This is a genomic window from Bradyrhizobium sp. UFLA06-06 (assembly GCF_054820065.1).
Window position 1 is genome coordinate 23,135 of the sequence record NZ_JADFUD010000030.1, and the last position, 18,251, is coordinate 41,385.

Genomic DNA, 18,251 nt, shown 5'->3' on the forward strand with positions numbered 1-18,251 from the left:
CTGTCACCGGCTGGTCATTTTGTCGCGAGGAAGCGTGATGGGCGCGTTGTCGCATCTGCGGATTGTCGAGATCGGAAGTGCTGCGGCGACGGGCTATTGCGCGCGGCTGTTTGCCGATTTCGGCGCCGATGTGCAGAAGGTCGAGCCGCCGGACGGCGATCCGCTTCGCCGCGCTGCGCCGCTGACGCCCAAAGGGCAGAGCGCGTGGTTCGCGTTTCTCAACTTCAACAAATCGAGTGTCGTCCTCGACAAGCGCGACGTCTCGCGCCTGCGCGAGCTGATCACCGGCTGCGACATCCTGCTCGACGGGCGCGGTATCGCTGCGGCGGATTGTCCCGAGATTGATCTCGACGCGATCAAGCGGGATCATCCTGGCCTCATTCATCTCGACCTCGCCTGGTTCGGCGATCGCGGTCCCTACGCCAATTTCGCGGCGACGGACTCCACGATCCGCGCGCTGACCGGGCTGGTGAAGCTGGTCGGTCCGGAGCAGGGGCCGCCGATGCATGCGCCGGATTTCCAGATCGGGATCCTGGGCGGGCTGTGGGGTTTCATCGCCGCCGCATCGTCGGTGCTCGGGCGCATGCAGGACGGGCGCGGCCGCGCAAACCATCTCAGCCTGTTCGAGGCCTCTATCGCCGTTACCGAGTACATCATGTTCGAGGCGTTCCAGCGCGGCGACATCATGCGGCGGATCGGCGTCAACCGGTTCTGGCCGACCTTTCCGGTTGGAATCTACGAGACGAAGCAGGGCTGGCTCGGCGTCACCACGGTGACCCCGGCGCAATGGCGCGCGTTCTGCGAGATGCTGGGGCTCGACGAGTTGCGCGACGATCCGACGCTGGTCATGGGTGTCGACCGGCTGCGCCATGTCGCCGAGATCGAAGCCAGGATCTTGCCGAAGCTGAAGCAGCGCACCGCGCAGGAGTGGTTCGCGGAAGGGCTCAAGCGCAGGATTCCGATCGTGCCGGTGCCGGAGGTAGCGGATCTCATCGCCGATGAGGAGAAGCGTGCGCGTGGCGCTATCGTCCCGATCACCATCGGTGACGAGACCGGCTTTTCCGCCGGCACGATGCAGCGGCTGACCGCAACGCCGCCGCTGCGCGGCGGCCTTGTGCCCGATCTCGGCGAGCAGCAGGCGACGCGCGAGGCTGCGTCGCGCGTGCCGGTGCCCAAGCCCGCTGCAACCGATCGCTTGCCGCTCGAGGGCATCCGTGTCGTCGACTTTTCGATGGGCTGGGCCGGGCCGATCTGCACCCGCACGCTCGCCGATCTCGGCGCCGACGTCATCAAGATCGAGGCGACCCAGTATCCGGACTGGTGGCGCGGCGTCGACCGCCGTCCGGCCTATGTGCTGGAGCAGATGTACGAGAAGTCGGTGCGCTACTGCATCATGAACCGCAACAAGCTTGGCATCACGCTCGATCTGACCCGGCCGAGGGGGCTTGAATTGGCCAAGCGCCTGCTCGCCGATGCCGACCTCGTGGTCGACAATTATTCGGTCGAGGTGCTGCCCAAGCTCGGCCTCGGCTACGACGTGCTGAGCAAGATCAATCCAAAGCTGGTGATGATGTCGATGTCGGCGTTCGGCGCCGGCAGCGTGCATCGCGACTGCCGCGCCTATGGCTCGACCCTGGAGCAGGGCTCCGGTCTGCCCAGTGTTGTCGGCGATCCCGATGGTCCGCCCGTCATGAGCCATACCGCGTTCGGCGACGCCGTCGGCGGGCTCAACGGCGCCGCCGCGGTGCTGACCGCGCTGATCCACGCCAAACTGACGGGGCAGGGGCAGTTCATCGATCTGGCGCAGATCGAATGCATGATGCCGTTCGCCGCGCCCTGGATCGTCGCGCATTCGACCAGTGGCAAGCCGCCGACCAAATACGGCAACCGCCATCCCGATTTCGTGCCGCACGGCTGCTTTCGCTGCGCCGGAGAGGACAACTGGATCGTCGTCGCGGTGTCCGACGACGCGATGTGGCCAAAGCTCGCGCGGCTGCTCGGCCGCGAGGACTGGGCGGCGGACGAGACGCTCAAGACCGCCGCGGGCCGCCGCGCCATCGAGGCCGAGATCGAGGCTGCGATCACGGCCTGGACCGCGGCTCGCGATGCCGATGCGGCGATGACCGCGCTGCAATCTGCCGGCGTTGCCTCCGGCGTGGCGCGGCTGCCGATCGATCTCCTGGAGGATCCGCAGCTCCACGCCCGCGGCTTCATCCAGCAGGTCGACCGTGCGTTCATCGGGCGACATCCGCAGCCGTCGATGCCGTTTCGCGACAGCGATGCGCCGTTCGCGATTCGCTCGGTGCCGCCGACCCTCGGCGAGCATAACCGCGCGATTCTTGGCGGCATGCTCGGGCTCTCCGACGCCGAGCTCGACGAGCTCACCCGCGAGGGCATCATCGGCACCGAGATGCTGATGGAGGAGCAGCTGGTGAAAGAGAAGAAGCGGGCGGCGGGCTGATGGAGGCAGGTCAGCCGGCACAGCGCAGGGCGGAGGGCGCGCGCGAGGCCGCGCGGCCGCTGCTGTCCGTGCGCGGGCTCGGTATCCGCTTCAAGACCGCGCAGGGCGTCTGGCAGGCGACGCGACGGATCGATTTCGACATCGCGCCCGGCGAGCGCGTCGGCATCGTCGGCGAGAGCGGCTGCGGCAAGACCATCACCGGGCTGTCGATCCTGCGGCTGTTGCCGGGCAATTTTGCCGGCCTCGACGGCAAGATCCTGTTCGACGGCGTCGATCTCGCCTCCTGCAGCGCGCGGCAGATGCGCGCGATCCGGGGCAAGCGCATCGCGATGATCTTCCAGGAGCCGATGAGCGCGCTCGATCCGGTCTTCACCGTCGGCCACCAGATCGCCGAGACGCTGCGCGTCCATACCGACGTTTCCCATGAGGAGGCGCGCGCCAAAACGCTGGAGATGCTTCGCCGCGTCGGCATCGCCTCGCCCGAGCGGCGGATCGACGACTATCCGCACCAGCTCTCCGGCGGCATGCGCCAGCGCGTGATGATCGCCGCGAGTTTGATCTGCGGTCCGCAGCTTCTGATCGCGGACGAGCCGACCACTGCGCTCGACGTCACCGTGCAGGCGCAGATCCTCGAGCTGCTGCGCGACATCAGCGAGACCTCGAAGACCGCGCTGATGCTGATCACCCACGATCTCGGCGTCGTCGCCGAGACCTGCACGCGGATGATCACGATGTATGCCGGCGAGGTGATCGAGGACGCCACCGTCGACGAGGCGCTGGTGCGGCCGCTGCATCCCTACACGTCGGGACTGTTACGCTCGCTGCCGCATTTGAGCCCGCGCCACGGCCGGTTGCCGTCGATCTCGGGCCGGGTGCCGTCGATCGCGGAGATGCCGAACGGCTGCCGCTTCCGGGCCCGCTGCGCGCATGCGGCCAAGGGTTGCGAGGCCGAGCAGAAGCTGCAGGACGCCGGCGGCGGCAGAAGAGTGCGCTGCTGGCGCTTTGCCGAGCTCAATCTGCCGGGTGCGCTGCATCCGCCCGGCGCGCCGGCTGCTGCAAAGGTCGCGACGCAATGACCACAGCCGGTGCCGAGCCCCGCCGCGATGCCATCGTCTCGGTGCGCGACCTCCAGGTCCGCTTCCAGACCTCGGACCGCCGCGCCACCGTGAAGGCGGTCGACGGTGTCAATTTCGACGTCCGCCGCGGCGAGACCTTCGGCATCATCGGGGAGTCCGGCTCGGGCAAGACCACGATCGGCCGCGCGCTGGTGTTCCTGCTCAATCCCAGCGCCGGCGCCATCCTGCATGACGGCATCGATCCAACGGCACTGCCACGCCGGGAGTTTCAAAACCATCGCCGCGACTACCAGATCATCTTCCAGGACCCGAACGCCGCGCTGAATCCGCGCATGACCATTCTGGCCTCGGTGCTGGAGCCGCTGGAGCTCGCCCGCGTCGGCAGCCGTGCCGAGCGCGAGCGGCAGGCGCGGGAGGCGCTGGAGCGCGTCGGCCTGCCGCAGGAGTTCGGCGCGCGCTATCCGCATCAGCTGTCCGGCGGCCAGAAGCAGCGCGTCGTGATCGCCCGCGCGCTGACGCTCAAACCCAAACTGATCGTCTGCGACGAGGTGGTGGCCGCGCTCGACATGTCGATTCGCGGCGACGTGCTCAATCTGTTTGCCGATCTGCAGCGCGATCTCGGACTGACCTATGTCTTCATCACCCACGATCTCGCGGTAGTTTCGCATATCAGCGAGCGCGTTGCGGTGATGTATCTCGGCCAGTTCGTCGAGCTCGGGCCGACCGAGGAGGTCGCCGAGCGGCCGCTGCATCCCTACACGATCGCGCTGCTGTCGGCCGAGCCGCGGCCGTTGCCGTCCACGATGCGGCAGGAGAGCCGCATCGTCTTGCAGGGCGAGGTGCCGAGCCCGATCGATCCACCCTCGGGCTGCCGCTTCCGCACCCGCTGCCCGCACGCGCAGCCGCTCTGCACCGACCGCGTGCCGGAGTGGCGCGAGCTGAAGCCCGATCACTGGGTGGCCTGCCATTTCGCCGACCGCCCCAATTTTTCGCCGAGTTAGCGCGCGATGAGATCAGTTCGAATAGCGACCCCGAAGGAACTGCACTCCCTCTCCCGCTTGCGGGGGAGGGCTCTCTCCACGAGTTACATCGTGGAGAGAGCCCCCACCCGGATCGCATCTATGATGCGATCCGACCTCCCCCGCAAGCGGGAGAGGTGCAGCCAGTCTGCCGCTAAGCCGATTCAAATTGACGCCCTGGGATAATGGAGGACCTGCCATGACGATGACGACACGACGCGAGGTTATGGCGCTGATCTCGGGCGCACTCGCCAGCACCACACTCGGCGGCCGTGCGTTTGCGGAAGGCGCGCCGAAGAAGGGCGGCACCCTGCGCATCTCGGCGCCGGCCAACCCGTCGAGCCTCGATCCCGCGACCGGCGGCGCCGGCTCCGACCACGCCTTCCTGTTCACGATGTACGACACGCTGACCGAATGGGAATTCGACACGCTGAAGCCGAGGCCCGGCCTTGCCGAAAGCTGGAAGTTCACCGATCCCACCACGCTGGTGCTCAACATTCGCGCCGGCGTCACCTTCCATGACGGCACGCCGCTCGATGCGGAAGCCGTCAAGTTCAATCTCGAGCGCAACCGCAGCGATGCGAAGTCGAACATCAAGGCCGATTTGCTCTCGGTCGCCGCGGTCGAGGTCACTGGCCCGCAGCAGGTGACGTTGAAGCTGAAGACACCCGATACCGCGCTGCCCGGCATTCTCTCCGATCGCGCCGGCATGATGGTGTCGCCGACGGCGCTGAAGGCGGCCGAGGGTGGCGTCGTGACGCGCAAGCCGGTCGGCGCCGGCGCCTATTCGTTCGTCAGCTGGGCCGACGGCGAGAAGATCGTGGTCAAGCGCAACGAGAAATACTGGAAGCCGGAGCGGCCGCTTCCCGACGCCATCGAGATCTCGATCATTCCCGAGCTCACCACCGGCGCCCGCTCGGTCACGGCCGGGCAGAACGATCTGATCTACCAGCTGCCGCCGCGGCAGAAGGTGATCATCGAGCGCGCCTCGAGCGTCAAGGTGGTGCATGGCCCGACGCTCTACGTGCTTCAGATCTTCCTCAACTGGGCCAAGCCGCCGTTCGACAATCTCAAGGTCCGCCAGGCGCTCAACTTCGCGATCGATCGCGAGTCCTTCGTCAAGGCCGCGCTCGCAGGTCTTGCGGAGCCCGCCTACATGAATCTGCCGAAGGCGCATTGGGCCTATGATGCCGAGGTCGCGAAGCTCTATCCCTATGATCCCGACCGAGCGCGCAAGCTGCTCGCCGAGGCCGGCTTCAAGGAGGGTACCCAGATCGAGCTCGGCGGCTATCCGGACCAGGATTCTGTGCAGCGTCAGGAGATCCTGATCGAGCAGCTGCGCAAGGCCGGCATCGGCGTGCGGTTCGTCAACGCCCCGATCGCGGAAGCTTCCGCGGCCTTCTTCGGCGCGGAGAAGAAGGGCGCCGGCCTGCTCTCGGCCTGGACCGGGCGGCCCGACCCGAGCCTGACTTACTCGCTGATGTTCACCAAGGACGCGTACTACAATGCCGGCCGCGCGCCGGTGCCGGGCGAGCTCGAGACCGCGATCAAGGAATCGCGTGCGTCTGAGGATATCGAGGTCAGGCGCAAGGCGTTCTCCACCGTGCAGCGGCTGGTGATGGAAAATGCCTTCGTGGTGCCGCTCGCGTTCCAGTTCGAGCTGGTCGCGATGAACAAGAAGGTGCAGGGCTATCGGCCGAACCTGCTCGGCAAGCCGAAATACGACGACGTCTGGCTCGGGAGTTAGGCGATGGCGCGACGGTCACCAGTCAAGGTCGTCGGCAGCCGCCTCGTGCAGGCGCTGCCCGTGATCCTGCTCGCGACCTTCATGGTGTTCGCGCTGCTCAAGCTGGTGCCCGGCGACATCGCCGTGACACTGGCGGGCGACAACGCGACCGACGCGCGGATCACCGAGATCAGGAAGATCTACGGCCTCGACCGCCCGTTCCTGGTGCAATACGGGGCCTGGCTCGGCCATGTCGCGCAGGGCGATCTCTCGCAATCGTTGCTCACCGGCGAGAAGGTCGCGGACTCGATCGGCCGCGCGTTTCCGAACACGCTCCTGATCGTCGTGATCGCGCTGGCGCTGGCGCTGGTCACGGGCATCCCGATGGGCGTGATGGCCGCGATCAAGCCGAACGGCTGGATCGACAAGCTGATCAGCATGTTGGCGTCGCTCGGTGTCGCGGTGCCCGGCTTCTGGCTCGCGATGATCCTGGTGGCGGAATTCTCGCTGAAGCTGAACTGGCTGCCGGCGACCGGCGCAAAATCCTTCAGCGCCTCGCCGCTTGATGCGATCCGGCATGCGCTGCTGCCCGGCATTGCGATCGCGGCTTACGGCATGGCCGAGGTCGCGCGCCAGCTGCGCGGCGCGCTGCTGGAGGTGCTGTCGTCGCAATATGTCCGCACCCTGCACGCCAAGGGGCTGTCGATGTCCCGCATCCTCTGGCAGCACGGCCTCAAGAATGTCGGCGTTAATCTGCTCACCATCATCAGCCTGTTGGTCAACCGCATGCTGGCGGCGACCGTGGTGATCGAGGCGGTGTTCGCGATTCCCGGCCTCGGCAGCCTGATCGTGCGCGGCGCGATCCAGCGCGATTTCCCGATCGTGCAGGGCGTCGTCTTCACCATGGTGGTGGTTGTGATCGCGGTGAACCTGGTCACCGATTTGCTGTGTGCTGCGGTCGATCCGAGGATCGAGCAATGACCGAGGTGGCGCTTGCTCCCCTGAAGGCACCGGCGAGGCCGACGCGGCTGCGCCGATTTGCGCGCTGGCTCGCCGGCGATCTCCGCGCCGCGCTGTCGATCCTGGTGCTCGTGGTGCTCGTCGTCGTCGCGATCGGTGCGCCCTGGATCGCGCCCTATGCGCCGACCGCGCAGGACGTCAACAACATGCTGGCGCCGCCGGGGCCGGCCCATCTGCTCGGTACCGACGATCTCGGCCGCGATATCTTCTCGCGTTTGATCTACGGCGCGCCGGCCACCGTCTATGCCAGCCTGCTTGCGGTCGGCGTCGCGGTCCTGATCGGGCTGCCGGTCGGCCTCATCGCCGGCTATTTCGGCGGCTGGATCGACGACATCATCAGCCGCATCATCGACACCTTCCTGTCGTTCCCCGCCATCGTGCTGGCGATCGCGGTCACCGGCGCGCTCGGCATCGGGCTGACCAACGGCATGATCGCGGTCGGCATCACGATGTTCCCGGCGCTGGCGCGCATCGTCCGCGCCCGCACGTTGATCGTGCGGCAGGAGCTCTATGTCGACGCCTCACGCGGCTTCGGCGCGCCGACCTGGCATGTGCTGTGGCGCCACGTGCTGCCGAACACGCTGCAGCCGGTCATCGTGCAGGTGACGCTCTTGCTCGCCGCCGCGCTGCTGGCCGAGGCCAGCCTGTCGTTCCTCGGCCTCGGCATTCAGCCGCCGGACCCGAGCTGGGGCGCCATGCTGGCGCGCGCCTATCAATACATGGAAATCGCACCCGAGCAGATGTATGCGCCGGGCCTTGCCATTCTCGTCGTCTCCCTGGCGTTCAATGCGCTCGGAGAATCCTTGCGTGTCGTGCTCGATCCGACCATGAAGGATCGCTGATCTTTGGTGAAGATGTCATGTCGTTCAAGAAATTGCTGATTGCCAACCGCGGTGAGATCGCGATCCGGATTGCCCGTGCCGCTGCCGACAGCGGCATCGCGACCGTCGCGATCTATCCCGCCGACGATGCCGCCTCGCTGCATGTCCGATCCGCCGACGCGAGCCACGAGATTCCAGGCCGCGGGGCGCGGGCCTATCTCGACATCGAGGCCGTCATCGCGGCGGCCAAGGCCACGGGTTGCGATGCGCTGCATCCGGGCTACGGCTTCCTCAGCGAGAACACGCAGCTCGCGCGGCGCTGTGCCGAGGAAAGGATCACCTTCGTCGGCCCGTCGCCGGAGGCGCTCGATCTGTTCGGCGACAAGGCCAAGGCAAAGGCGCTGGCGAAGAAATGCGGCGTCCCGATCATTGCCGGCACTTCGGGCGCGACCGGTCTCGACGAGGCAAAGGCGTTCTTCGCCTCGCTCGGCGCCGGCGCCGCCGTGATGATCAAGGCGATCGCCGGCGGCGGCGGGCGCGGCATGCGGGTGGTCGAGGATGCCGCCAAGCTCGACGAGGCCTATGCGCGCTGCCAGTCGGAGGCCAAGGCGGCGTTCGGCAGCGATGCCGTCTATGTCGAACGGCTGATCCGCAAGGCCCGCCATATCGAGGTGCAGATCATCGGTGACCGTCACGGCGTCATCAGCCATCTCTGGGAACGCGAATGCACCATCCAGCGCCGCAACCAGAAGCTCATCGAGGTGGCGCCGAGCCCGTCGCTGAGTGAGGGAATGCGCGCGCGCATCATCGAGGCGGCGAAGCAGCTCGCGACCGCCGCGCGCTACGACAATCTCGGCACCTTCGAATTCCTGGTCGATGACGAAGCCGGGGAGAGCGAGGGGGCGTTCGCTTTCATCGAGGCCAATCCGCGGCTCCAGGTCGAGCACACCGTTACCGAGGAGGTGCTTGGCGTCGACCTCGTGCGTTCGCAGCTCGCGGTCGCGGCCGGCGCCACGCTCGCTTCGCTTGGGCTGGCGCAGGCCACCGTGCCGCTGCCGCGCGGCTATGCGATGCAGCTTCGCGTCAACATGGAGGTGATGGACGAGAAGGGCATCACGAAACCGACCGGCGGCACGCTCAGTGTGTTCGACTTGCCGTCCGGCCCCGGCGTTCGCGTCGATACGTTCGGCTATTCCGGCTACCGGACCTCTGCCGCGTTCGACTCGCTGCTGGCAAAAGTCATCGTGCATTCGCCGAGCCCAAAATGGACCGACGTGGTGCACAAGGTATCGCGCGCCTTGCGCGAATTCCGCATCGGCGGCGTCGCCACCAACATCCCGTTCCTCGGCGCGATCCTGGCGCATCAGAGTTTTGGGAGGAACAAGATCAGCACCAACTTCATCGATACCCATGTCGCGGCGCTGGTCGGCGCGGCGCAGGATCTTGCCGCACCATTGATCGAAGTGAGCGAGGCGGCTGCGACAAAGACCGTCGCGACTGAGGCGCCGCCCGGGGGATCGCTCCCGGTGCCCGCGCCGCTGCAGGGCACCATCGTGGCGATCGAGGTCGCGGAGGGTGATCTGGTCCGTCCCGGCCAGCAGATCGCGGTGCTGGAATCGATGAAGATGGAGCATCTGGTCACGGCGCCGCATGGCGGCCGGGTGACCAGGATCGCGGGCGGCATCGGCATCACCCTGATGCATGGCGAGCCGATCCTGTTCTTTGAGCCTGCCGAGGTCGACGGCCATCACGCGGCGGAAGAAGCCGCGATCGACCTCGATCACATCCGCCCTGATCTCGCCGAGCTGATCGCGCGCAAGGCGATCACGCTGGACGAGAATCGTCCGGCCTCGGTCGAGCGCCGCCGCAAGACCAATCAGCGCACCGCGCGCGAGAATATCGCGCAGCTGGTCGATGAGGGCTCGTTCGTCGAATATGGCTCGCTGGCGATCGCGGCACAGCGCCGCCGCCGCAAGGTCGAGGATCTCATCAAGAACACGCCGGCCGACGGCCTGATATCAGGCGTCGCCACCGTCAACGCCAGGGATTTCGGCGCCGACGGCGCGCGCTGCATGGTGATCTCCTACGACTATACCGTGCTCGCCGGCACCCAGGGCCATATGAACCACAAGAAGATCGACCGCATGCTCGGCCTCGCCGAGCAGTGGCGCATGCCGCTGGTGTTTTACGCCGAGGGCGGCGGCGGGCGTCCCGGCGATACTGACCGGCTCGGCATGACCGGCCTCGACGGCCCGTCCTTCGTGCAGTTCGCAAAACTCTCTGGGCTGGTGCCCGTGGTCGGCGTGGTCTCCGGCTATTGCTTCGCCGGCAATGCCGCGATGCTCGGCGTTTGCGACGTCATCATCGCCACCAGGAATGCGTCGATCGGCATGGGCGGTCCGGCGATGATCGAGGGCGGCGGGCTCGGCGTCTACCATCCGGCCGAGGTCGGCCCGGTCTCGTTCCAGTCGCCGAACGGCGTGATCGACATCCTGGTCGAGGACGAGGCCGAGGCGACCACGGTCGCGCAGAAATATCTGTCCTACTTCCAGGGCGCGGTGCAGGACTGGAAGGCGCCGGACCAGCGGCTGCTGCGCCGTGCGATCCCGGAGAATCGCCTGCGGGTCTACGATATCCGCAACGTCATCGACCTGATCGCCGACCAGGGCTCGGTGCTGGAGATCCGGCGCGATTTCGGCGTCGGCATGATCACGGCCTTCATCCGCATCGAGGGAAAGCCGTTCGGCCTGATCGCCAACAATCCAAAGCATCTCGGCGGCGCGATCGACGCACCTGCCGGCGACAAGGCCGCGCGCTTCATGCAGCTGTGCGATGCCTTCGACATCCCGATCGTCTCGCTCTGCGACACGCCGGGCTTCATGGTCGGGCCCGAGGCCGAGAAGACCGCGATCGTGCGCCACGTCGCGCGGATGTTCGTCACCGGCGCGAGCATCACGGTGCCGCTGTTCGGCGTCGTGCTGCGCAAGGGCTACGGTCTCGGCGCGCAGTCGATGATCGGCGGCGGCTTCCACGCCTCGTTCTTCACGGTGGCGTGGCCGACCGGCGAGTTCGGCGGCATGGGTCTCGAAGGCTATGTCCGGCTCGGCTTCCGCAAGGAGATGGAGGCGATCGAGGATCCGGTCGAGCGCGAGAAGTATTTCCAGACCAAGGTCGCCGAGCTCTACGCCAACGGCAAAGCGGTCTCGATCGCCTCGGTGCTCGAGATCGACGAGGTGATCGATCCCGCCGACACCCGGCACTGGATCATGGCCGGCCTCCGCTCGGTGCCGAAGCCCGAGCCGCGGACCCACCGCAAGCGGCCTTGCATCGATGCGTGGTAGGGTGGCATAGGGTGAGTTAGATCGTGCATCAAACTCGGTGTCGTCCCGGCGAAGGCCGGGACCCATAACCACCGATGGTCATTGTTGCACGGTGCTGGGGCCATAGCCTCCTTCAACAACCCAACCCTGTGGTTATGGGTCCCGGCTTTCGCCGGGACGACGGCGGCGGGTGGGCGGGCGTCTCGCGTCATTGAGAGAGTTACCCCAACCTCAACTCCGCATATCCCCCCGCCGCCACCTCGTCGCATCGCGCGCGATACGCCGGCGCGCTGCCGCTGTAGCGGGCGACGATGCGGGTTTGCTTGCCCTCGACGTTGCGGTTGATGCCGGTCATCCAGGAATCGACCTCGTTGGAGAGCAGGCCTGTGCCGAGCGCCTTGACATGCTCGGTCCAGTCGGCGGTGCCTTCAGGCGTGGCGTCGAGGAAGGTCAGGCCTTTCGCTTTCGCGAAGCGGATCAGCCCGGTGACCCAGTCCACGCTGTATTCGATGCTGCGCGGGATGTTGCCGAGCGCGGTGTGCGGGCCCATCAGCATCATCATGTTGGGGAAGCCGTCGACCATCAGCCCGAGATAGGTCTCCGGGCCGTGCGTCCACTTCTCCTTCAGCCGCGCACCGTGCGCGCCGCGGAAATCGATCTTGTCGAAGCTGCCGGTGATGGCATCGAAGCCGGTGGCGTAGATGATGATGTCGAAGGCGTAGTCCTTGTCGGTCGTCCGGATGCCCTCGGGCGTGATCCGCTCGATCGGCGTCTCCTTGATATCGACGAGCTCGACATTGTCGCGGTTGTAGACCTCGTAATAGAAGGTCTCGAGCGGCAACCGCCGCGTGCCGAAGCCGTGGTTCTTCGGGATCAGCATCTCCGCGACCGCCTGGTTCTTCACGCGCTCGCGGATCTTGCGCGCGACGAAATCGCTGATCGTGGCATTCGCCGCGCGGTCGATCAGGATGTCCTTGAAGTTGCCCTGCCAGATGCCGAACCCTCGCTCGCCATAGAGCTTCTCGTAGAACGCCTCGCGCTCCTCCTCGCTCACCTCGAACGCGCCGCGCGGATCGGGCGTATGCACGAAGCAGGCGAACGTCTCCTTGCAACGCGCGAAGATCTCGGGATAGCCGGCCTTGATCCTGGCTTGCGTCTCGGCGTCGATCTTGCCGTTGTGCAGCGGCGCCGCCCAGTTGGCGGTGCGCTGGAACACGGTGAGGTGCCCGACCTCGCCGGCGATGGTCTGGATGGTCTGGATGCCGGTCGCGCCGGTGCCGATCACGGCGACACGCTTGCCGATGAAATCCACCTTCTGCTTCGGCCAGCGCGCGGTGTGAAACGATTGGCCCCTGAAATCGTCGCGGCCCTCGATGCGCGGCAGGGTCGGCGTCGACAACGGACCGATCGCGGTGATCAGGAAGCGGCAGGAGTGCTGCGCGCCGTTCTCCAGCGTGATCCGCCAGCTTCGCGTGTCGTCCTGGTAGATCGCTGAGGTGACGCGACTCTCGAACTGGATGTCGCGGCGCAGGTCGAACTTGTCGGCGACATAGTTGCAGTAGCGCAAGGTCTCGGGCTGGCCGGCGAAATGCTCCGACCATTCCCATTCCTCGAGCAGCTCCTTCGAGAACGAATAGCCGTAGGAATAGCTCTCGGAATCGAAACGTGCGCCGGGATAGCGGTTCCAGTACCAGGTGCCGCCGACGCCAGTGCCGGCCTCGAACACGCGCGCGCTAAGGCCAAGCTCGCGCAGCCGGTAAAGCTGGTACATGCCGGACAGGCCGGCGCCGATGATGATGACGTCGTAGTCCAGCGCAGCCGTCTGGGCGGTGTTGTCCTGGCGCAATTCGGCCACCTGTCGTTGCTCCCTGATGGATTGATTGCCGGCAAGGCTAACCGGTCTTCCTGCTGCCGACAAACATCGAACAGCGGGGCAGCTATCGGGATTTGCCGGGTGCGTCGGGTTGCGCGCATTCCGCGCGGCGGACTGTCCGCCCCGCGGCTTTACTCGGCCGCGGGATTTCCTCTATCGTCGGCCCGACACAACGATCGCCCGCCAAGCGGCGACGGAACCAGCGGGAGTGACGCGATGGGAGAGGCGCTGCGCAGGCCGACGTCTATGGACGTCAGCAATCCCCGGCTCTATCAGGACGACACCTGGCGGCCGCTGTTCGCGCAGCTCCGCCGCGACGATCCCGTGCATTATTGCGAGGCGTCGGCCTACGGCCCGTACTGGTCGGTGACGCGCTACGACGACATCTTCGCGGTTGAGCTCGATCACCAGAACTATTCGTCGGCCTCCGAGCTTGGCGGTATCCAGGTCGCGGACCAGCCGAAGGGGCAGGAGCGGCCGAGCTTCATCCGCATGGATCCGCCCGGCCACACCGCGCAGCGTCGCACCGTGGCGCCGATCGTGGCGCCGTCGAACCTCGCCAATTTCGACACCCTGATCCGCAAGCGCACCTCAGCCGTGCTCGACGCGTTGCCGCGCAACGAGACCTTCGACTGGGCCGAGCGGGTCTCGGTCGACCTCACCAACATGATGCTGGCGACGCTGTTCGATTTTCCCTCTGAAGACCGCGCCAAGCTGACCTGGTGGTCGGATGTCGCGATCGCCAACGTCGAATCCCCCGACGCGGTGGTGCATTCGGAGGCTGAACGCACCGCCGAGCTGGTCAAGATGGGAGAATATTTCCGGAAGCTATGGGACGCGCGGATCGGTGCGCCGCCGACTTTCGATTTGATCTCGATGCTGGCGCATTCGGACGCGACGCGGAATCTGGAGCCGCGCGAGTTCATCGGCACGATCGGGCTGCTGATCGTCGGCGGCAACGATACCACGCGCAACTCGATGTCGGCCGGGCTGATGGCGCTGTGCGAGAACCCGGAGCAGTTCGAGCTGGTCCGCGCGAGGCCGGAGCTGATCCCGAACCTGGTCTCCGAGACCATCCGCTACCACACGCCGGTGCTGCACATGCGCCGCACCGCACGCAACGATGTCGAGCTCGCCGGCCGCCGGATCAGCAAGGGCGACAAGGTCGTGATGTGGTACATCTCCGGCAACCGCGACGAGGACAAGATCGAGCGCGCCGACGAATTCATCATCGACCGCGCCAGGCCGCGTCAGCATCTCGCCTTCGGCGCCGGCGTCCACCGCTGCGTCGGCGACCGCCTCGCCGAGCAGCAGCTGCGCATCCTCTGGGAGGAGGTCCTGGCGCGCGATCTGCGTTTTGAGATGATGGGCCCGCCGCAAAGGCTCTATTCCAATTTCATCCGCGGTATACGAAGCTTGCCGGTGAGAATCGTGAATTGAAGGTGTGATTTGTCATTCCGGGATGGTCCGAAGGACCAGACCCGGAATCTCGAGATTCCGGGTTCGATGCTGCGCATCGCCCCGGAATGACGGGATCATCAAGAACAAGGAATCGGAATGAACGATCCCGTTGACGTCCTGATCATCGGCGCCGGCGCGTCCGGCGCTGCGGTGGCCTGGAGCCTCGCCGATACCAAGATGCATATCCTCTGCCTCGATCAGGGCGGCTGGATGAATCCGGCCGAATATCCGAGCACCGGGCGCGACTGGGAGGCGAAGTTCTACGGCGAGTGGTCGTCGAGCCCGAACGTCCGCCGCCGGCCTGAGGACTACCCGATCAACGACGACAATTCGCCGATCAAGGTCGTCAACTTCAACGCCGTCGGCGGCTCGACGGTGATGTACACCGCGCACTGGCCGCGGCTGCATCCGTCCGACTTCAAGGTGAAGACGCTCGACGGCGTCGCCGATGACTGGCCGATCGATTACGACGCGCTCACCCCGTTCTTCGAGGAGAACGATCGGATGATGGGCGTCTCCGGCCTGTCGGGCGATCCGCTGTCGCCGCTGAGCCACCCGCCGATGCCGCAGCAGCCGCTCGGGCTATCCGGCCCGCTGATCGGCAACGCCATGAACAAGCTCGGCTGGCACTGGTGGCCGTCGGACACGACGGTGGCGACGATGGATTACGAGGGCAGGGCGCGCTGCATCAATCTCGGCCACTGCACGCCGGCCTGCGCGCAGGGTGCCAAGGCCTCGACCGACATCACCTACTGGCCGCACGCGGTCCGCGCCGGGGTCGAGCTGAAGACCCATTGCCGGGTGCGCGAGATCCTGACCAACGAGCACGGCATGGCCGCCGGCGTCGTCTATTACGACAAGGAAGGTGTCGAGCAGTTTCAGCCGGCCGAAGTCGTCATCATCGCCTGCAACGGTGTCGGCACGCCGCGGCTGCTGCTCAATTCGGCGTCGGGCAAATTCCCGAATGGCCTCGCCAACTCATCCGGCCTGGTCGGCAAGAACCTGATGTTCCACCCCTACGCGCAGATTTACGGCTTTGTGAAGGAGCCGACCGACAGCAACCGCGCCCCGCCGACCTGCCTGTGGAGCAAGGAGTTCTACGACACCGATCTGTCGCGCGGCTTCGTCCGCGGCTACGGCATCCAGTTCGGCCGCGGCGCCGGGCCGGTGTTCGAGGCGGTCGCGAGCGAGCAGAAGGGCATCCTGCCCTGGGGCAAGGATCATCACCGCGTGTTCCGCAAGCTCAACGGCCATCGTCTCGCGGTATCCGCGATCTGCGAGGATTTGCCGGAGGAGCACAATCGCGTCACGCTCGATCCCGTGCTGAAGGACAGCCACGGCATCCCCGCGCCGAAGATCGATTACACGATCAGCGCGAACAGCCGGAAGATGATGGATCACGGGCTGGCGCGCGGCCGGGAGATCCTCGAGGCCGCCGACGCCACCGACATCTGCATCAACGATCCGATCCCGTGGGGCGGCTGGCATCTGCTCGGCACCGCGCGGATGGGCACCGATCCGGCGCGCTCCGTGGTCAACGAATGGGGCCGCTCGCACGACGTGAAGAACCTCTTCATCGTCGACGGCAGCATCTTCGTCACCTCGGGCGGGGTGAACCCGACCTCCACCATCCAGGCCCTTGCGCTCTACATCGCCGACCAGATGAAGCAGCGCCTCGCCAATCTGTTCGACTGAGACCGCCAGAGACCGACATGTCTGATAGCAATCAACTGACTGCAGCCCAGCGCGCCGATCTGCGCACCGTCGCCGCGATGATCGTTCCCGAAAGCGACGAGTACAAGGTGCCGGGGGCGGACGATGCCGCGATCCAGGCCGACATGCTGGCAACGCTTGGCCGCGACACCGCGCTGGTCGCGCAAGCGCTGGATCATCTGGCTGATCTTGCGGGCAAGCCGCTCGCCGAGCTCGCCGATGCCGGGCGCGATGCGGTGGCGCAGGAGTTTCGTAGCCGTGGCGGCGCGGCCGCGGCAACGCTCGTCCGCGTGGTGCTGCAATGCTACTACCGCGACGACCGCGTGCTGCGCTCGCTCGGCCTCGAGCTGCGCGCGCCGTTTCCCAAAGGTCATGTGCTGCCGGAGGGCGACTGGTCGCTGCTCGATCCGGTCCGGGAGCGCGGCGGGGTGTTGCGGCGGGCGCCCTAACCAGTCGGGCAGGGCTGCGCGGAAGCGTAACCACTTGCGGCGCGGGGAGCCGGTCACCATCTGAGGAGACCAAAGGACTCTCGCCATGCTGGATATTACCTCAGATACCGCCGGTGACACGCCGTCACCGCGAACGGCCGATGCTGCCCGGGATAACGACCGGGCTTTGCTGGATGCCTATTCCAATGCGGTGATCGACGTCACCGACCGCGTCGGCCCCGCCGTGGTTCGGGTCGAAACCGGGCCGAGAGTGCGCAATGCGCGCGAGCGCGGCGGCCTCGGCTCGGGCATCGTGATCTCGCCCGACGGCTTCGTGCTGACCAACAGCCACGTGGTCGGATCGTCGAAGGAGATTCGCCTGCGCGACACCGAGGGCTTCGTCACCGACGCCCATGTGCTCGGTGTCGATCCCGACACCGACCTCGCCTTGCTGCGGGCCGATGGCGCGCGCGATCTGCCTTACGCGTCGCTCGGCAACTCCAAGACGCTGCGGCGCGGCCAGCTCGTGGTCGCGATCGGCAATCCGCTCGGCTTCGAATCGACGGTCACCGCCGGCGTGGTCTCGGCGCTCGGACGCTCGATCCGCTCGGTCAGCGGGCGGACCATCGAGGACGTGATCCAGACCGACGCCGCGCTCAATCCCGGCAATTCCGGCGGGCCGCTGGTGTCGTCGAAGGGCGAGGTGATCGGCATCAACACCGCGATCATCAACGGCGCGCAGGGCATCTGCTTTGCGGTCGCCAGCAACACCGCGCAGTTCGTGCTGTCGGAGATCATCCGCCACGGCTATGTCCGCCGCGCCTATATCGGCGTCGCCGGGCAGACCGCGCCGGTGCCGCGGCGGCACGCGGTGCTGGCCGGGGTCGAGAACAAGATGGGCGCGCTCCTGATGCAGATCGAGCCGGACAGCCCGGCCGCGCGCGCGGCGCTGCTGCCGGGCGATGTCGTGATCGGGCTCGACGGCATCGAGATCAACGGTGTCGACGACCTGATCCGCGCGCTCGATCACAGCCGGATCGACCGGACCCTGTCGATGGACGTGCTCCGCCTCGGCCGCCTGCGCGCGATCGACATTCATCCGATCGGGCGGAAGCCCGCGAAGCAGTGAGGATTATCCTTTCCGCGTGCGAGCTGCACCCTCTCCCCTTGTGGGAGAGGGTCGCTTCGCGCAGCGAAGCGGGGTGAGGGTTTCTCTCCACGATCTCATATGTCGACAGAACCCCTCATCCGGCGCTTCGCGCCACCTTCTCCCACAAGGGGAGAAGGGTAGCCGTGTCGTCTCTAATCTGAGTGGAATGCCTTTTGAAAAGAC

The 18,251-nt window shown here is 66.5% G+C and carries 12 protein-coding genes; 11 read left to right on the forward strand and 1 reads right to left on the reverse strand.

What is annotated here, in order from left to right:
* Positions 1-37 precede the first annotated feature (37 nt).
* The 7 genes from IF803_RS24465 (at position 38) to IF803_RS24495 (ending at position 11,464) form a co-directional block, all read left to right on the forward strand.
* Entirely contained in the window at positions 38-2,461 is a 2,424-nt protein-coding gene (locus IF803_RS24465; RefSeq protein ID WP_461193732.1) for a CaiB/BaiF CoA transferase family protein, read from the forward strand.
* Positions 2,461-3,537 carry an ABC transporter ATP-binding protein gene (locus IF803_RS24470; protein ID WP_461193734.1) on the forward strand — a complete coding sequence of 359 codons (1,077 nt, stop codon included), beginning with the start codon at positions 2,461-2,463 and terminating at the stop codon, positions 3,535-3,537. Before IF803_RS24465 ends, IF803_RS24470 begins: the two co-directional genes overlap by 1 nt.
* Entirely contained in the window at positions 3,534-4,538 is a 1,005-nt protein-coding gene (locus tag IF803_RS24475) for an ABC transporter ATP-binding protein (RefSeq protein WP_461193735.1), read from the forward strand. Before IF803_RS24470 ends, IF803_RS24475 begins: the two co-directional genes overlap by 4 nt.
* 217 nt (positions 4,539-4,755) lie before the next feature.
* Entirely contained in the window at positions 4,756-6,303 is a 1,548-nt protein-coding gene (locus tag IF803_RS24480) for an ABC transporter substrate-binding protein (protein ID WP_461193737.1), read from the forward strand.
* Positions 6,304-6,306: 3 nt separating this feature from the next.
* Entirely contained in the window at positions 6,307-7,263 is a 957-nt protein-coding gene (locus IF803_RS24485) for an ABC transporter permease (protein WP_461193738.1), read from the forward strand.
* Positions 7,260-8,144 carry an ABC transporter permease gene (locus IF803_RS24490; RefSeq protein WP_028343670.1) on the forward strand — a complete coding sequence of 295 codons (885 nt, stop codon included), beginning with the start codon at positions 7,260-7,262 and terminating at the stop codon, positions 8,142-8,144. Before IF803_RS24485 ends, IF803_RS24490 begins: the two co-directional genes overlap by 4 nt.
* A 17-nt stretch (positions 8,145-8,161) precedes the next feature.
* Positions 8,162-11,464: an acetyl-CoA carboxylase family protein gene (locus tag IF803_RS24495; RefSeq protein WP_461193739.1), complete on the forward strand. Its 3,303-nt coding sequence runs from the start codon at positions 8,162-8,164 to the stop codon at positions 11,462-11,464.
* A gap of 199 nt (positions 11,465-11,663) precedes the next feature.
* On the opposite strand, the gene IF803_RS24500 is transcribed toward IF803_RS24495, so the two are convergent.
* On the reverse strand, positions 11,664-13,298 hold the full coding sequence (locus IF803_RS24500; protein WP_461193740.1) for a flavin-containing monooxygenase: 1,635 nt from the start codon (positions 13,296-13,298) through the stop codon (positions 11,664-11,666).
* A 234-nt stretch (positions 13,299-13,532) separates the two neighbouring features.
* Here IF803_RS24500 and IF803_RS24505 point away from each other — a divergent pair, with 234 nt between their 5' ends.
* From IF803_RS24505 to IF803_RS24520, 4 genes are all read left to right on the forward strand, one after another.
* Positions 13,533-14,756 carry a cytochrome P450 gene (locus IF803_RS24505; protein WP_461193741.1) on the forward strand — a complete coding sequence of 408 codons (1,224 nt, stop codon included), beginning with the start codon at positions 13,533-13,535 and terminating at the stop codon, positions 14,754-14,756.
* A gap of 117 nt (positions 14,757-14,873) precedes the next feature.
* The gene (locus tag IF803_RS24510) at positions 14,874-16,472 is read left to right on the forward strand and encodes a GMC family oxidoreductase (RefSeq protein ID WP_461193742.1); all 1,599 of its coding nucleotides are present in this window, start codon (positions 14,874-14,876) and stop codon (positions 16,470-16,472) included.
* 17 nt (positions 16,473-16,489) lie between these two features.
* Positions 16,490-16,939, forward strand: a complete 450-nt coding sequence (locus tag IF803_RS24515; protein ID WP_461193743.1) for a hypothetical protein — start codon at positions 16,490-16,492, stop codon at positions 16,937-16,939.
* 85 nt (positions 16,940-17,024) lie between these two features.
* Complete coding sequence (locus tag IF803_RS24520) at positions 17,025-18,047, forward strand: S1C family serine protease (protein WP_461193744.1); 1,023 nt, start codon at positions 17,025-17,027, stop codon at positions 18,045-18,047.
* Positions 18,048-18,251: the final 204 nt, after the last annotated feature.

Coding starts and splice junctions, on each gene's coding strand:
- IF803_RS24490 (WP_028343670.1), top strand. CDS start 7,260: ATGACCGAGGTGGCGCTTGCTCCCCTGAAGGCACCGGCGAGGCCGACG.
- IF803_RS24470 (WP_461193734.1), top strand. CDS start 2,461: ATGGAGGCAGGTCAGCCGGCACAGCGCAGGGCGGAGGGCGCGCGCGAG.
- IF803_RS24480 (WP_461193737.1), top strand. CDS start 4,756: ATGACGATGACGACACGACGCGAGGTTATGGCGCTGATCTCGGGCGCA.
- IF803_RS24475 (WP_461193735.1), top strand. CDS start 3,534: ATGACCACAGCCGGTGCCGAGCCCCGCCGCGATGCCATCGTCTCGGTG.
- IF803_RS24485 (WP_461193738.1), top strand. CDS start 6,307: ATGGCGCGACGGTCACCAGTCAAGGTCGTCGGCAGCCGCCTCGTGCAG.
- IF803_RS24505 (WP_461193741.1), top strand. CDS start 13,533: ATGGGAGAGGCGCTGCGCAGGCCGACGTCTATGGACGTCAGCAATCCC.
- IF803_RS24495 (WP_461193739.1), top strand. CDS start 8,162: ATGTCGTTCAAGAAATTGCTGATTGCCAACCGCGGTGAGATCGCGATC.
- IF803_RS24515 (WP_461193743.1), top strand. CDS start 16,490: ATGTCTGATAGCAATCAACTGACTGCAGCCCAGCGCGCCGATCTGCGC.
- IF803_RS24510 (WP_461193742.1), top strand. CDS start 14,874: ATGAACGATCCCGTTGACGTCCTGATCATCGGCGCCGGCGCGTCCGGC.
- IF803_RS24465 (WP_461193732.1), top strand. CDS start 38: ATGGGCGCGTTGTCGCATCTGCGGATTGTCGAGATCGGAAGTGCTGCG.
- IF803_RS24520 (WP_461193744.1), top strand. CDS start 17,025: ATGCTGGATATTACCTCAGATACCGCCGGTGACACGCCGTCACCGCGA.